The organism is Anabaena sp. PCC 7108 (assembly GCF_000332135.1).
Lineage (GTDB): Bacteria > Cyanobacteriota > Cyanobacteriia > Cyanobacteriales > Nostocaceae > Anabaena.
Genome location: NZ_KB235896.1, coordinates 4,362,712 through 4,378,760 on the forward strand (window position 1 = coordinate 4,362,712; position 16,049 = coordinate 4,378,760).

At 39.1% G+C, this 16,049-nt stretch carries 11 protein-coding genes; all 11 read right to left on the minus strand.

All coding sequences use genetic code 11. From position 1 onward, the window contains the following. Positions 1-53 precede the first annotated feature (53 nt). Positions 54-908, minus strand: coding sequence for a glycosyltransferase family 2 protein (locus ANA7108_RS0120485; RefSeq protein WP_016952693.1), 855 nt, complete (start codon positions 906-908; stop codon positions 54-56). A 328-nt stretch (positions 909-1,236) separates the two neighbouring features. Next, complete coding sequence (locus ANA7108_RS0120490) at positions 1,237-2,073, minus strand: HpsJ family protein (RefSeq protein WP_016952694.1); 837 nt, start codon at positions 2,071-2,073, stop codon at positions 1,237-1,239. A 309-nt stretch (positions 2,074-2,382) separates the two neighbouring features. Then, positions 2,383-3,048, minus strand: a complete 666-nt coding sequence (locus ANA7108_RS0120495) for a TIGR04282 family arsenosugar biosynthesis glycosyltransferase (protein WP_016952695.1) — start codon at positions 3,046-3,048, stop codon at positions 2,383-2,385. 339 nt (positions 3,049-3,387) lie between these two features. After that, positions 3,388-3,954: a Tfp pilus assembly protein FimT/FimU gene (locus ANA7108_RS0120500; protein WP_016952696.1), complete on the minus strand. Its 567-nt coding sequence runs from the start codon at positions 3,952-3,954 to the stop codon at positions 3,388-3,390. Between the two features lie 239 nt (positions 3,955-4,193). Next, positions 4,194-5,156, minus strand: coding sequence for a hormogonium polysaccharide biosynthesis glycosyltransferase HpsE (gene hpsE, locus ANA7108_RS0120505; protein ID WP_016952697.1), 963 nt, complete (start codon positions 5,154-5,156; stop codon positions 4,194-4,196). A 106-nt stretch (positions 5,157-5,262) separates the two neighbouring features. Continuing rightward, positions 5,263-5,943, minus strand: a complete 681-nt coding sequence (locus ANA7108_RS0120510) for a prepilin-type N-terminal cleavage/methylation domain-containing protein (RefSeq protein WP_016952698.1) — start codon at positions 5,941-5,943, stop codon at positions 5,263-5,265. A gap of 58 nt (positions 5,944-6,001) precedes the next feature. Continuing rightward, positions 6,002-7,081: a hormogonium polysaccharide secretion pseudopilin HpsC gene (hpsC, locus tag ANA7108_RS0120515; protein WP_016952699.1), complete on the minus strand. Its 1,080-nt coding sequence runs from the start codon at positions 7,079-7,081 to the stop codon at positions 6,002-6,004. A gap of 50 nt (positions 7,082-7,131) precedes the next feature. Continuing rightward, positions 7,132-7,929, minus strand: coding sequence for a hormogonium polysaccharide secretion pseudopilin HpsB (gene hpsB / locus ANA7108_RS0120520; RefSeq protein WP_016952700.1), 798 nt, complete (start codon positions 7,927-7,929; stop codon positions 7,132-7,134). 112 nt (positions 7,930-8,041) lie between these two features. Then, complete coding sequence (hpsA, locus tag ANA7108_RS0120525) at positions 8,042-12,760, minus strand: hormogonium polysaccharide biosynthesis protein HpsA (protein WP_016952701.1); 4,719 nt, start codon at positions 12,758-12,760, stop codon at positions 8,042-8,044. A gap of 627 nt (positions 12,761-13,387) precedes the next feature. Next, positions 13,388-13,624 carry a 50S ribosomal protein L28 gene (gene rpmB, locus ANA7108_RS0120530; protein ID WP_016952702.1) on the minus strand — a complete coding sequence of 79 codons (237 nt, stop codon included), beginning with the start codon at positions 13,622-13,624 and terminating at the stop codon, positions 13,388-13,390. 281 nt (positions 13,625-13,905) lie between these two features. Beyond that, a complete protein-coding gene (gene htpG, locus ANA7108_RS0120535) occupies positions 13,906-15,876 on the minus strand; it encodes a molecular chaperone HtpG (RefSeq protein WP_016952703.1) in 1,971 nt (656 codons plus the stop codon). Positions 15,877-16,049: the final 173 nt, after the last annotated feature.

Genomic DNA, 16,049 nt, shown 5'->3' on the forward strand with positions numbered 1-16,049 from the left:
CACAACTTCCCAGGCGCAGGTTGCAAAAATTAAGTTTTGTTAAAAAAATTAATTTAGTCGTCATTTTTAGCTTTGTCAGCTACTAAGCTCGGTGTGGGCAAATATTTCATTTCCCAGACTTTGAGCAAAATTAGGTATTCATAAAATGCTTGCAAGGTACACCAAGCTAAACCAGGGTTTCCGTCTAAACAGCCACCCAAGAAAAAATACATATACACAAAACGGATTAATGGTCTAGCGGGTACACGCAACGATAAATCTTTGAGGGCGCGTCGTCTTTCTACTTCTGATTTACCAAAAAATAAATCTCGCCAGATCACTTCTCCATTTTCTAATTGATACAAAGTTTCTTTCGCTTCATCTGTAGAATAACGGTTATGCTTTTCTATCCAGCGGCTCAAGCCTTTACTAGAAGTGTAATGAGGATATGTTTGTTTTAAAAAGCTTGTTGCACCATTACACACTTCCCGTTCCGTATGACCATAGTCTGTAAACCAGACTTTACCATGGCGAAAAAGTCGCAATTGGTAACGGGGATATTGGGTGCTGTAGCGAATCCAACGATTCATAAACATTACCCTTTCCGCAACGTAGTAGGCGATATAGTCGGGATTTTCAGTGGCGGCGACACATTCAGCAAAAAGTTCTGGTGTCATGCGTTCGTCGGCTTCGAGAATGTACACCCATTCATGTTTAGGGAGGACAGATTCTAACATCCAGGTGCGTTGTTTCCCGTGGCTTTCAAAAGGATGTTGGATGACTCGAATAGGATAACGACTGGCGATTTCTATGGTGCGATCGCTACTGCAAGAGTCTACAACAATTATGTCATCTGATAAAAGTGCTGACTCGATACAAGCAGCAATATCTAATTCTTCGTTATATGTGAGTATGTAAATTGAGAACATTCCGGTTTTTTAGCGATTTGAAGTGATTCCTAATCAGCCACTAATGCTCAGTCACAAAGAGACGCAGGGACGGGAGGATACAGGGACGCGGAGATGCAGGGACGCAGGGACGCGGTGATGAATTTGTAGCTTTAATTAAGTGATTAAGTAGAATTATTTAGACATTTTTGAACAGGAATGAAATTGCTGTTCCCTGTTTCCTACCATAAATTACTTATACAAGCAAAGCGTACTGGTTTAGGGTATATGTATGATTCCGCTTAGGCATACTTGGTTTGTATAGCCCCTGACTTATAGTCAGAGGGCAATTTACTTAACGCCTAGTAGATTAACGCGCTGGAGCCTTACGTTTTGCACCTTGTAAAGAACCCATACCCCTTAATCCTGTCCAACCGATAACGATATAACCAATGGACAAAAGTAAGCTGCTGAAACCAATTCTGAGTCCAGATTTCCAAGCATTGTCTTTAGCTTGTTTTTCTACTTCTTCTTTGCGCTGGCGAATTTGACTACGTCTTTGATTAGCGACTTCTTGAGGATCTGTTCGTTGAGCAATCAATTTATCAAGTTCTTGGGGATTTGCTTTGGCTTTCTGAAGTAAATCCTTTTGGTCTGCCGGAAGTTGAGGGTTATTAAGTGCTTGTTTATATTTCTGTTCGTCTTTGAGTAGTTCAGTAATTTGAGTTTTCAACTGAGTTCGTGCTTGTTCTAACTGAGCTTTGGCCTGAGCGTTGTTTAGTTGCTCTTGAATTTGGGATAACTGGTTATCCAGTTGAGTTTCTGCTTGCTGGGCTTCTTGAGAAATCTGAGTTACTGTTTGGGTGCTGGCTTGACGCACGTTGTTAAGGTGCAGGGGAAAAATTAGTAAGAACATTAAACCTAATAAGCTGGAAATGATCAGGACAGGAAATCTTAAATCAATACCTTGGGGACGGTCACTTGTTGATTCATCTATCCAATATCCAGCCAATAAAACCCCTAACCCCACTAAGGGAACGATTCCTCGGTCAACTAAGGCTGTTACCAAGGTAATTTGTGATTGCTTATTAGTGGGACTAAAACCTAATAAAAGAATTAGGAAATCAACAAAAAAAGACAAAATACAAACTATCCCCACCACCTTAAGTGTGAGTGAAGTATTTGATGCAGCAACTCGGTTAACCATATTTTTGTAAATTCGTTGTGAATAAAACTGTTTGCTATTTATAAAGTTACAACTCTTGGTGCAGAAAACCCATCTAATGGGTACTTACTGTGGTCTTAACCACCTTTTTGATATAAGTATCAGATTGCCTATCCAAAGAGCGGCTTGATTATATCTTGCCAGATTTTTGGTTTTAAACTATACCATAATACTAACTATAATCTGTGTTATGGCAACCGCCAAGGTGGTTATTGATGCTGCTTCACTAATATTATTTCTATTTCTATCTATTTTGAGATGTAATAACAGAATAAATGGTAAGTCCTGATTTCAAGCCCCCCGCTGCTTGTCTTCTTCCCTGACATCACTCACTAGTGTTTGTTCCCAAATAGCTAAATCTTCTGGACGGTCAATATCGGCCAAAGCAGGTAAGTGAAAAGATGATAAGTTCAGCTTTAAAGCGATTTCTATAGTCTGTTGGTATACTTGAGCCGTTCCCCAGGCGATATCAGAAAATAACTCTGGGATGACTCGTTGTAACCCAATTAAGTAATATCCACCGTCAATTGCAGGGCCAACCACCATGTCAAAAACCTGTAGTTTCTCAAAGGCGGTTGCTAAAATTTGTGAATTTACTCCAGGACAGTCAGTGCCAATGATAATTACATATTCTGCACTATTTTGAAAAGCATCCTCAAGCGATCGCACCAAACGTTGACCTAAATCTCCATCTCCTTGAGTCTGGTAAACCAAATCTAACCCCAGCCAATCTTGCATAAGTTGCAAATTACCCCCCGCAAACCGCACTTGTGCAGATACCGCAGCTACTTTTTGCAATTCCTGTACCTGCAAAATTGTATGTTCGGTCATCTGCTTTTGCAGATTAGCAGCACCAACCCTACCTAAAACAGGTATGAGTCTTGTTTTTGTCGTCCCTGGTTCTGGATAGCGGCTGAAAATAATTAGGTGTTGTTGAGCGTTTAGCAATGATTTCATATAGGACTACTATTTGATTTTTGATAGCTTGCTACAAATTCCGTAAAAGAACAGCCTTTATGGGTAGGGGTTTAGCAGTGCTAAACCCTTACATAAATCAAACTGCTATATCTTTATAATTGACCATAATAAAACACTATAAAGAATCTAGAGACATTGCATACAAAATCTCTAAATTATTCCCATACCTTCGCCATTTTTTTGTAGGTTGGGTTAAGCGATAGCGCAACCCAACAAATGGTTATAAATGTTGGTTTGCGTTCCTTAACCCAACCTACTTAATTCTATTTTTTGAGCTTAACCGACAAGTATTGAGTTAGGTTGAGCAAAGCAAAATTTTTAATAGCAAAAATCTCCATCTCCGTTGGCTTTAGGTTGCTCTTTTGCAGTTCGCATAGCTCCTAAAATAGTAGAAACAAATACACATCTTTTGGCTTTTCCACCAGACTTATGAGACAGCGTAATTCTTCCTAATGGTGGCTTTCTTACACTACCCAGATAATCAAATTGGATTTGTCGAACGCCCTGAGATAGTTGTAAGGTTGTTTCATTATCTAAACGGATATTAGAATCTAAGTTATTCCAGTTAGCCTTTGATGGACTTACACTAGCAAGATGAACAGCCCATTGAACTATATTATCTTGTTCTCTAAAACTCACTTGCCAAGTCAATTTTTCCTTTTTGGCTTCACTTTGAGCTTGTCGCATTGCATTATATACCTGATTTTGGGCAATGTTCAACCGGCGAGTGTTCATAAAACTCACCCAACCGGGTGCTACTATCGCCGATAATATGCCGATTAATAAAACCACGGTTATCATTTCTAGCAAAGTAAATCCACTATTATAGTTATTACTTAAAGTTTGTTTATTCTTTGCTAAATATATTTTTATGTATGCATTCATCTTTGAATACTTTTGAATATTGGTGTAGAGACAATCTTTCTATTTGCAGTCCAAGAAATCCAAACAATAAATTATCCAATTTATTGAATCAAAACAACTTACCCTTTGCTACTGTAAAGCATAAAAAATCCTACAAGCAAAGTCTGTCTTGGCTTGTGTAGCTACAGAAGTTAGGTTGCTGGGGTTTATTTACTAATTTAATTAAATATTCTGAAAATAGCTTCTGAGTTAAAACGTCATTAAAACTCCTTTAAATAGCCATTTAACCAAAGATAAAATGGGCTAATTAAGCTACCTAAAAACAGTTCTAACTCACAAGCAGCTACTAAATCAGTTTTTAATTTGGTTCGATATTTAAGCCAGTGTAAAGAAATTTTACGAAAGTCATTGATCATGTAAGCTACAACAGCAAACGGTTTTAAGTAAGGCTTTATATTTACTGTTCTAGTCACATAACGGCTAAGTCCAATACCTCTAAAAAATGGGATTAGATACTCTCTTTTTAAGCGTGAACTGGGAATTTGATGATAAATTTCCATCTCCGGGTTGTACCAAATTTCCCAGCCACTTTTTTGGATATAAGATAACATTTCTAAATCTTCACCAGTTAGCATATTACCTTTGACTCTACCAGTTAAAATAGGGTCAATTGGTACGTTATCTATCCAAGCCTCTTTGCGGACAACAAGTCCTGCTGAAGGTGGTAGTAATTTTTTTGTTGGTTTATATAGAAGAGGTAAATTTCCTCGTTCTGTAATTGCTAAAAATGGGGCAATTTTTTGAAAGTTTTCGGGTGGTTTTATTTCCCAGTTTGCGTGAATTTGACTACCATACGCCCCTGCTTGGGGATATTTTTGAGCAAAATTATAAGCTGCTGCTACCCAATTTGAGTTAGGGTAATTGTCATCATCTAGAAAACCAATTAGTTCACTTTCTGATTCTGCTATTGCTTTTTTTCTCGCGTGTGCTGCACCTTGTTTTGGCTCAAAGCAGTATTTTAAAGCATAAGGACAGCGCCAATTTTTTTGATAGGTGCGAACAACTTCGGCTGTTTTATCTGTGCTGTTATTATCAACAACAATTATTTCCCAAGATAAATGCTCAGTTTTTAGTTGCTTTTGCAGGCGTTCTAGTAGCTCAGGTAAACGATGTTCACCATTGTAGGTGGGAATAGCTACTGTAAAATTAAGGCAATTATTCATAAATGGATTGAACCTCAAACTTTACCCAATCTTTATATTGTGGTATCTTCGTGGCTATTTTATATACAGTATTATTACTAGACTTTTCTAAAATTCTTACTACTAATTAGTTGGCCTTACAATCTGTACCTGTAGCTGTTTGTGTACCTCCTATCAGTGTTCTTACGAAAATGCAGCGTTTTGACCCACTAGGAGTATTAGTTCCGGCATTAGGTATAGCTACCATAACTATTAAATCTGTATCAGCATTACTGCCACTATTCTTGCTTGCCAAAGCACCCGTGTAGTCAAAAGTAATGGTTCCAGAAGCTGGTGTAGTAGATATGCTCTTACCAGTAACTGTTGTATTATAAACAATCTTAGACGTAGGCGTAAGCGGAGACGGAAGAGTAGTAAGATTGGTATACAATAAGACTTGATTGGCTTCAAGGTCAGTAGCTAGACGCTTCCAACTATCATCTGAAGGTACGGTAGTAACAGGATAAACGACATATTGAGGGATATTATTGTTGTTTCTAAAACTCGCGCTATAGGTAAGTTTCTTATTTTTAGCTTCCGTCTGTGCTTGTCGCACAGCAGAAACAACGCCGTCAAAGGCTTTATTTAGCCGCTGTCTTTGCACAAATCCCAACCAACCAGGAGCCATAACTGCTAATAAAATTCCTGCAATTAGCAGCGATACTAAAAGTTCTATTAAGGTAAAACCAGCATTTTTCTGATCTGCTTCAGGTGCAAGACAATGATATTTATTCTTGATATTTTTGCTGGGCAATTGTAGTAAATTCATGATCAATCCTTTGATAACGAAAAGTATTTAAACACGCTGTAATTTTATTTTGAATTGTTTACTTTGTGTATAAAAACCCCCGTGCTTGCACGATTGTGTTAACTGAAGGAAAGTAGGTTGCTTTGTTTTTATCTGAGTAAGTTATATCGCTGCTTTGGACTCTTGCTAAGGCATTGGCGCGGATAAAAACTTGTGCTGTAGTTATCACTTGCCCTATCTTGGTACTATCTTCATAATTACTAACACAAGCATAAAAGCTGCTTGGTGATGTTGTATTGCTGGGTATTACTTTTGGTTGTTTACTAGTACTAGTAGTACTGGTAGTAATATTATAGTCAGTCAGGCATTGTCGTGTTAGATCAGGAATATTTCCAGTTGGAGTTTCGGGAATAGTTTGATCGATATAGTCAATCAGTACTTGGGGTGTAGCTTTATATTTTGTTTTATCTCCTTTCCAGAGTTTCATTTTTTGAGTTACGTTACCTGATGTTGAATCAAGGTCGAATGGCACAAAACCGTCATCAGGGCAATACTCTTTACTCACAAATTTAGTCTCTTTATTGTATGAATCAGTACACGGCTCACCAACATTAATATTTATGCTCCGTACACCATCCTTAATTTCCCATCTAGCAATACGTGCGGTTTTAGACCACGTCTTATCAGTATTATTAGTATTAGTAATCAAATAATAGGCTACTAAGGAATATCTGAAGGCATCATCTTTAATTGCACCATCATTAGGAATCACCTCTTTAACTATTTCCCGCTTCCAAAAAACTAATACGGGTAATCCATTGGTAACAACAGGCAGAGAATCTTTAATACCACTTTCGAGGGGGTTAGTAGGACTGTTGGTCTTTTCAACTCCCCGGTCATCATAGATATAGACAGCTTGTTGTAAATCGCGGGCAATGAAATCCATTGCTGTTTGGATTTCTTGTTCAGAAGTTGCCTTGGCTTGTTCTTTTTGATCTGTAGTGGCAATATTAACCACTAATCCTAGTAATGGTGTCAGGATTAAAAATGCCATTGTCAAAGCTATCAACAATTCAATCAGGGTAAAACCTTCAACTTGATTATTTACCCTGGGAGATTTAATAAATCCTCTAAGTAAAAATGTGATTGTTTTAAACATAGATTTAACCTCTTTTTAATAGATAGATGCTGTGCTGAAAAACTTCCAAACTAGTTTTGACAATCTTTTTCTGCTGCATTGCCCAAACGACTACATAAAGCCAGAAAGGTTGTGTTGTTTTTAATAACATCCGCAGTCAATTCTATAACTGGGGCTTGTTTATTACCTAATCCGTTAGTGACAATGGTTTGTGTTTTTTTGCTGGGTTCAATGCTGGCTACACTGGCTACAACAGTTTGATCGAAGTCAACATCTTTTCGATATACTCTAACTGCTAAACGGTAGCCATCTTCTGGTCCTGAATTTTCTACAATAATTCGACTGGCTTGAATGTAAAACTGATCTTTTTGATTATTTGAGTCGTTAGCACAATTAAAAGGAGTACGAATAAAACCATCTGTCTGAAAACAATATAGCCCTGTTGCATCTTGGGGAGCGGGCATCTCCTTATCGTCCGTATCATTGATTAAATAATCACCGGGGTTCTTTTCCAGACTTCTTTTTGTGTTTTCATCTGACGGATCATACTTTTTAAATTCAGCATTGATAGTCTTTATATATTCATCAGTACTATCACTGGATTGTACTGCGATTCTTCCAGACCTGACTGCATCAATAAATGATTTTGCAGCTTGCGACCCTTGTTCAACACGGCGAGATTGAAGACGGGTAGCGGTGGATAAAAGTATCATGGGTGCTATGGATGCAACCAACAGAGAAGCAACAAGCATCCCCACTAATGACTCAATAATAGTGAAGCCATCATCTTTACTATTGTTGTGTTTCAGAATCTGATTTAGACCCTTACTGAAACTGTGTTTAATTTTGAATTGTTTATGGTGAATCATAATTTTGTTTACACCTAATCGGCATTGAAGTTAAATGAAAATTAAATGTGCATTTCCTAGAACCTTTGTAGAGACATTCCATTGAACGTCTCTACTTTTGTGTAGATGTCTATTATTGGCAACTAGGAGGACGCTGATCTTTGTCAATTGCGTAGCCATCGGTGCTAGTAGTACCATTACCATTGTCTTTCAGCTTGTTAGCACACAACAAAGTTTGTACCCATTTATCATCTTTGCCAACTTCCCGGAAATATTCATTAGGTAAATCACCTACTGGTTGAACTAATTTTTGGGCAAATAAGTCTGGTGACTGGGAAAGGAGTCCGACATCATAACCCCACAGACGTGTCGGTGGGTAAGAGAAAGGAACTCTGCCTAGGGTGTTGGTTACAGGTGCGTTACCAGTGTTGTATAAAAGATTAGTGGCAGGATTACCAGTATCATTATCAGTCGTTAAACTGGTTAAGTATGGTGCTGTAGCATAGGCGCTTTTCTTCAATTGTAAGAAAATACCATTAATCTTCGCTGCGATCGCCTGACTAATAGTTTTCCCATCAGTACCAAATTCAGGATACCAGTGTTCCAGAAAGCGGGGATAGTTGTGTAGACCGCCATTATCTTCTTTGGAACGACCAGGAGTATCCCCAGCAGCTATGATTAGGTTGAACGTAGTTGCGTTAGCAGTTTGCAACCATCTGTAATCTAGTTTATCAAAAATTCTGCTGCCATCTTTTGTGGAAGTAGCAAGACCCTTGGGGTTATTGATCTGTAAAATTGGTTGCCATTGGCCACTAATCTGCCGTAACGAAGGTACATAGACAGCAGGAGCGGTTAGTGGTGGTGGGGTAGTACATGTTCCCTGAGTGAAGCACGCTTCGTCAAATAGTTGAATTGTACCATCTGCACCTACTCCGTATATCTTCTTATTAGGAGTAACTATATTACCTGTTACGGGATCTCGTTGATAAGCTATTCTTCTGGGAAAATCTGGATTTGCCCAATCATTTTTAGGTTCTTGACCCAGGGAGCCAGTTTTTATTGAAGTCATTTCCTGACCGACAATGCCCTTTCCCCAATTACTTTGTCCCTGGTCTTTATAGTTCTTGACGTTGCCAACATTAGTAATTGCCCAACTTTTGGGGTTTGTACATAGACTAATATCTGTTTCCGGGCAAACTTCAGACACAAAATCGAAGGCTACTTTTTGTCTGACAACAGGGGTGACAAAATTATTCAAGTAAGAACTGCCCTGAAAACCAGGGCTAGAGACATCGGTGTCAAGGTCTATGGGGAGATAAGGATCTGTTGTGCCAAATCTCTTTTTGAATTCTGTATCTGATTGAACATAGGGTTTTGCTGGGTCTGGTATTACCGGAGCGTAAGTATTAAACAGGAAGTTTTTATTACTACCGAACGTCCGATTACTAATTGAATCACCATCCCCCAAGTTATTATTCCAGTCATAGTCTCCCTCATTGCGGAAGCCTAACCTGAAGTTATTGGAAAGCAAAGTAACAGCATCAGCAATTACAGCCGCAGAACGCCATTCATCACCAGTTGTACATTTGGGCAACCTGGGATCATCTTCTCGACAGGCAAAATTATTATTGAGAGTTTTGCGATCGTAAAATTTATTCCAAGTAGTATCTGTTTCTAGTTTTATGTCTGTGAATTCCTCCTGGGTACCGCCAGCAAAGTCACCATGTAAGTTAAAGTTACCTTTGATATACGCAGGTAAATTGGTAGCTAAAATCAAACCTTTCTCTGCGTCTCGATAAATTTTTTCGCGCCAGAGTTTCGACCCATTGACAAGCATAATGGCATTAGGGCGACGAGTCGGGTCAAGTTTGTAATCTACTGTACTTTCTAGCTTTCTCGCCGTTTCCTTTAGGGTTTTAGGGGCAGTTACATCTGGTAGGGCATCATCGCGGGTAGCGTAGATAATGCCACTATTGGGAAGTAAATATTCTTGTGCTGCTGACTTTCCAGCAATTTTTGTTGTGCGGAGTAAGTTCATGTCTAGGACAGTAGCCCGAATTTCTAGAGGTTGTCTGTCCTTGAGAGGAAGATTATATTCTGGGTCTGGGTCTGCTCCACCATCAATATTAGTGAAGGTTTCTAATGTTCCCGTTTTATTTTTATGAATTGCTTTTACCTGCCTGGCATCCAAAAAGGCAGTTTCAAAAATTGCACCGTGAGGAATAACAGCATTACTAGGTGAGATACTCTTATCTAAAATCTGGAGGGCGCAAATGGCCGCATCAATTGTAGATTGTTGTGAAAGAGTGCGCTCTGTTGCTGTTGTTGCTAAAGCTGTTTTGAGAAGTCCATCATCTATGGAACGTTCATTTTTATATTTTAAGTTCGACTGGTAAGTTAACAATGGTAGATAACTACTAACGGTTTTAGTAGGTGGTCCATAAACTATACCATTATTGGATTTACCACCAGTAACAGTAACATCAGTACCACCACCAAAACCAGGAGGAGCAGTCCAGGAAGGTAATCCAGTTTTATTCTTAGCTGTGGTGCTGTTGGTCGGGTCATAAAAGCTACTGACACAGGCTATAGGCTTTGGAGAGTTTTGGTTATAATCAGTGGGGTTGTAGTGATAAACCGCCGTCGCCCGCATCTTTAAGTATGGTAAATCTTCTGCTTCAGGTGTACCCTTTGTAAATTTAATCTCTGGATCATACATCCAATAGGGATAAGAGGTTTGGGGGGATGACACTTCATCAAATACAGGCATCATATCCGACCAAATTTTCGTAGAAGCTGTGGTGAAATCAGTAGTGGTAGTTGAATCAACTTTACGCAAATAAATCCCTGCACCTGTAACTACTCGTAATCCACCTACAGGATCTTGAGGGTTTTCTGGGATTCTTGCAGCGTCTAGTTCCCAACCTCTATCTCTGTCGGTAGATCCCACATCAACTAATGTCTGTACGCGCGAGAGACGATAGCGACCTTTTTTGGTGTCAGGTTGTTCGGGATCGAAGTTGTCCCAGTCAATACCACTTATAGTTTGAGTATCTATGGATTCGGGTCCAACAAACTGAGGCGTGAATTTGGGATTTTTTGGGTCTGAAGTCTTCCACCACAATTGAGGTAAGTTATTACCAACTCTAACTCTATCTCCTAAGAGAGGTTCTTTTCCCTCGACGTTCTGGTAAGCAGGTTCGGTTGCTGGAGGTTCAAGTAGAGTCCCATTGGTATTGAGTTTCAATGTGGCAAAGCCAGTCTCTGTGATGCCATCAGTGGGTTTTGTAGGAAAAGCCCAAGCATCTATTGGACGTAGTGAATCAGGATCACTATTAGTAGTTTGGTATGGTTTGTTTGTAGCAAAACCACCTAAAGCATCTCCGCCAAAATCGACTTCGTTGAAGGGTACACGTCGAGTCCGTTTTCTAAAGTAAATCTCTAACTGTTCATCACGTATATCTGGTATTTCCGCCGGCGTGGGGTTGAAACTTTCAACAGCTTGTGTTACTTCTGATGGGTCATTACTTGTACTCTCATAAGTAGCATAACTAGCATTGACAGCGATAGGATTATCATCTGTATACGCTTTCACTAATCGGTTGAGACGCTGTGCATAAGCCAGGTTGTTGTAAGCTATTTTAGATGTAGGTATATCCGAGCTTTTGACTGATTCGTTATTTTGGAGTGATACTTTTGAAGGATCAGCATTTTTTCCTGGAAATAAATCAAACTCAGTATATTTACCAGTGGCATTGTCTGTAAATGAACCACTAGCTATATTGCCACCAACTGTAACTTTAGCGTTCTCACCATCGTAAAAGCAGGAAGCCTTGCTGCTAACTTGATATAACCTGATATTTCCTGAGCCTGAACCAGTTAAAAAATTGCTATTAGTAATGATTCTACCATTGAGTCTAAAGTCACTACCAGGAGTTAATATCAGGTCATCTTCATAAACGACTGCGTTGTTAACTAGAGATTGCTGAACTTTGTCTTGTTCATATTCTAGAGCGGAGAAACCTCTATTTTTATTAGGTTCATAGTTTTCTTGATCAGGAAGCTTTGTTTCGTCTGTTTCTGTTATTGGTACCGTCGCTGTATAAACAAAGAATGCCTTAACTAGTCTTAATGACTTGGTACTCTGGAACCAACCATTGACACCGACTAAACTTGCACTACTATCTCCGGCATTGGCACAGGAAGAACCTATACTTGCAAAAGTCATAGGTGTTGATCTAGCCTGTAAAGAAGTTCTTTCGGTTTTATATTGAGTTTGATTGTTATTCAACTCAGGATTTTTATAGTAAATCCCATATAAAGTGTAGCTATCAAATTTACCGTTGCTATCAGTATCAACCGGGAATCGCCACGCTGTTTGTAATTTTTCTGTTGTATCTTCTGGATTAGTAAGTTCTAGAAGCGTTTCATCACCAAATGTGTATTCTTTAATGGTATCTTTGTCTGCTAAAACACCATCTAATGCTTTATCACTTGGTGTAGATCGTGGTAGTCTTTTGTCATTAAATAACTTGGTTAATTTAGCTCTAGCTCTATCAAGGGCAGGTGTGGAGGCAGTAAGAACAGCTTGATTAACGCGAACATTGCTGGCATTTTTAGCCCGGTCAAAAGACCGAAACATAATTGCAATGGTCAGGAGAACAACTACTATAGATACCATTACCACCGTTGGCAACACAAAACCAGCATTAGCCGCTTCTGTCTTTTTGTTAACGCCAAAAACGGTTCTGAGTAGCCAAATAAGTTGTTTTTTAGTGGTTTGGAAAAACTTACGGTAGATTTTTTTGGATATTCTTATGAATGCCTTGACTGGATAACGTTTTTGAGACATAGCTGCTCCCTTTGTCAAGTAATGTGGTAGGTATTTTTAATTTTTTGTCGATATCTGCAAGTTTGCCTAACAATTTATTTTGCAGACAAATATCCAGACGATTTTTTATGTAAATGTTGTATTCTGGGCTATTAACTAAGTTAATGAATCAAGTATTTACACACTTAGACTGCTGATTTTAGTTATAACATTGTTGAAATCTTGATTCGCATCTGGAAATTACTGAATTTTTGACCCTTATTTATACAAAAATAGCTGATTTTTGTGGCTTTTTTTGAGTAATTGTACGCAAGTTAATGTTATTTTCAATGTAAATTCATAAAGTTTCTATGAAGACTGCAAGGTTATATTACCCAGTTTTCAAGGAAAAAATATCACTAAAGGTAAAAAATAAATTAGATATCTGAGAAAAACGAATGTAGAGACGTTCCATGTAACGTCTCTACTTCTTCTTGTTCTTCTACTTTCCATATAGAGTGTGGGAATGAATCTCTCCGTCTGTACATCTGTCCATTTTAACTAAATTAGCCAAAAAAGCCGCAACCTCCCTAAATGGGGAGGCTGTTGGTGCAAATCAACATTTGCTAATTCTGGCAAGTGCCAAGAAATAAGGGTTGGGGCGTAACTTTAGTAATGGTTGAGGTTAATACCAGCTTCTTTAGCCATTGCTTCTAAACCTTTGACTTCTAAGGTTTTGATGGCTTTGGTGGATAGTTTCATTTTCACCCAGCGATTACCACCTGCCCACCAAACACGCTTACTTTGCAGATTAACGTGTTGTAGGCGCTTGGTGTGACGGTTGGAGTGGGAGACGGAACAAGCATTATTGGCTTTTTTACCAGTTAGTTCACAACGACGGGACATAATATTTCCTAGGATATCAATACAACCTTTCTATTCTATGAGCTTTAAGGAAAAAATTGCTTTTCTTCTCAGGTATAGCTAAAAAAAACCCTAACCCTAACCCCCTCATATCTCGTTCCCAGTCTCTGACTAGGAATGCTATCACAGAGGCTCTGCCTCGTCTATCATTGAAGGCAGAGCCTTCTAGAATTCATTCCCATACAGAGTATGGGAACGAGAAGTATGGGAACGAGAAGTATGGGAACGAGAAGTATGGGAACGAAAAATTAATTGTTGATTGTTTATTTGCTGGCTTGTTCTGTGAGTTTGGTGAGTACGTCGTTGGAACGTTCCACAAAGGATTTCATTCCTTCAGCGTCAAAACCCTTTTGGGACATCAGCGCTAAGTCATAGACGTGTTGACAAATCATTTTCACCAGTTGCTCTGTAGGTGACTGACCATCACCTTGAATGATAGTACCTTGGCTTAGATGTGCCAGGTTTTGAATGAGGGGGTGAGCAGTATTAACGAGTAAAATGTGGTCTTCAGGAAATTCACTGTTTTGCTGTTGCATCATAGCGTTCATTTCCCGCAGACGACGGAGAATTTCTGGTAACAACACCATTGCGGGTGGTGTCCCTTGGGGGTCATCTGATTTTAAGGCTTCGGTGCGGATGTTGAGTTTGGGTTTGTTGAGTGCTTTTTCAAATAGTTCTTTAATTGACTCACTCTTGGTTTTGTTGGTTGTGGGGTCAACTATTTCGCCTTCTTTGTTATCAAGCAGGGTATTATCGAGGTCAGAATCTACCCGCGTAAATTTAACATCCTGATATTCACGTTCGAGGAAGTTAATAAAGTGGGTATCGATGAAGGAGTCCATAAATAGGACTTCTAAACCTTGGTTTTTGTGTAGTTGGATGTAGGTAGCTTGGGTAGCTTCGTCGGTGCTGTAGAAAACGCGGTTTTCGTGGCGTTCTTTGTTGCGTTCTAGGTACTCTTTGATGGTTGTGTAGGGTATGCCGGTGTTGGATGAGGTGGAAGTGACATCTTGCCAAACATCACCTTCTGAAGATTGTACTTCAACGGCAGGAGTTTCGGCTGGTTTGGTTTCTAGTTGGGCGGTGCTGCGGAAGATGAGGATGTCTTCAACTTGTTTTTTAAATTTGTCGTCGTTAAGAACACCAAATTTTACGAAGGTTCCCAGGTCTTTCCAGGCACTGATGTATTGTTCGCGGTTGTCGCGGTATAGTTCCTTTAAGCGATCGCCTACTTTCTTGGCTATGTAGTCACCAATTCTTTTAACTGTGCGATCGCCTTGTAAAGCACTGCGAGAAACGTTCAAAGGTATATCAGTGCTATCAATTACACCCCGCATGGGCATCAAAAATTGCGGGATAATCTCTTCACAGTTATCACTGACAAAAACTTGATTGCAGAATAACTTGATTTGTCCTTTAGTCACATCGACATCAGGACGCATTTTCGGGAAATACATAATCCCGTTAATAATAAAGGGATAATCTGTATTCAGATGCACCCACAATAGAGGTTCTTCTTGAAATGGATACAGATAGCGGTAAAATTCTAAATAATCTTCATCTGTCAGATTACTGGGAGACTCGCGCCAAGCAGCTTTTTGTTTATTTAATGCTTCACCATCCAGTTTAATCGGCACTGGCATGAAGTCGCAGTAAGTCTTGACTAAATTTCTAATTCGTGCTTCTTCTAAAAATTCCTCTTCTTCTCCTTGGAGAGTGAGAGTAATCGTAGTTCCGCGAGTGGTGCGGGTTGAATCTTCTAGGGTAAATGCTGGAGAACCATCACAAGTCCAGTGTACTGCTTGAGAACCTTCTTTGTATGAGAGAGTATCAATCTCTACTTTTTGCGCCACCATGAAGGAGGAGTAAAAGCCTAAACCAAAGTGACCAATTATCGGTTGGTCTGATTTACCTTCATACTTGTGAATAAATTCTTCAGCACTAGAGAAAGCAACTTGGTTAATATATTTTTTTACTTCCTCTGCGGTCATACCAATGCCATTATCAGTAATGGAGAGGGTTTTGTTGTCTTTATCAATGCTAATTGTAATTTCTGCTTCACCAATTTCTCCACTATATTCCCCAGCGCGGGATACCATGTTCAATTTTTGGATAGCATCTACAGCATTAGATACCAGTTCCCGCAAGAATATTTGGTGGTCTGAGTAAAGAGACTTCTTGATAATCGGGAAAATATTCTCAGTATGAATACTGATGGTTCCTTGTTCTAACATAACTTTGGTTTCATAAAATTCGCTTAATCTGAATTTTAATAGTATAGTGAGTGCGATCGCTTCCCCTCACTGGGTTTGTTTCCCCCCTAATACTGATGCGGATTTCACTACTTAATTCTTTTTTGCATCTACCATACTTGAGTAATTATGTTTATAGGCGTTCTATATATTGA

Bases quoted from the DNA above. Each gene is read 5' to 3' on its own strand.
- ANA7108_RS0120495 (WP_016952695.1), bottom strand. From the start codon at position 3,048: ATGAAATCATTGCTAAACGCTCAACAACACCTAATTATTTTCAGCCGC.
- htpG (WP_016952703.1), bottom strand. From the start codon at position 15,876: ATGTTAGAACAAGGAACCATCAGTATTCATACTGAGAATATTTTCCCG.
- ANA7108_RS0120510 (WP_016952698.1), bottom strand. From the start codon at position 5,943: ATGAATTTACTACAATTGCCCAGCAAAAATATCAAGAATAAATATCAT.
- hpsB (WP_016952700.1), bottom strand. From the start codon at position 7,929: ATGATTCACCATAAACAATTCAAAATTAAACACAGTTTCAGTAAGGGT.
- ANA7108_RS0120490 (WP_016952694.1), bottom strand. From the start codon at position 2,073: ATGGTTAACCGAGTTGCTGCATCAAATACTTCACTCACACTTAAGGTG.
- ANA7108_RS0120485 (WP_016952693.1), bottom strand. From the start codon at position 908: ATGTTCTCAATTTACATACTCACATATAACGAAGAATTAGATATTGCT.
- hpsE (WP_016952697.1), bottom strand. From the start codon at position 5,156: ATGAATAATTGCCTTAATTTTACAGTAGCTATTCCCACCTACAATGGT.
- hpsA (WP_016952701.1), bottom strand. From the start codon at position 12,760: ATGTCTCAAAAACGTTATCCAGTCAAGGCATTCATAAGAATATCCAAA.
- hpsC (WP_016952699.1), bottom strand. From the start codon at position 7,081: ATGTTTAAAACAATCACATTTTTACTTAGAGGATTTATTAAATCTCCC.
- rpmB (WP_016952702.1), bottom strand. From the start codon at position 13,624: ATGTCCCGTCGTTGTGAACTAACTGGTAAAAAAGCCAATAATGCTTGT.
- ANA7108_RS0120500 (WP_016952696.1), bottom strand. From the start codon at position 3,954: ATGAATGCATACATAAAAATATATTTAGCAAAGAATAAACAAACTTTA.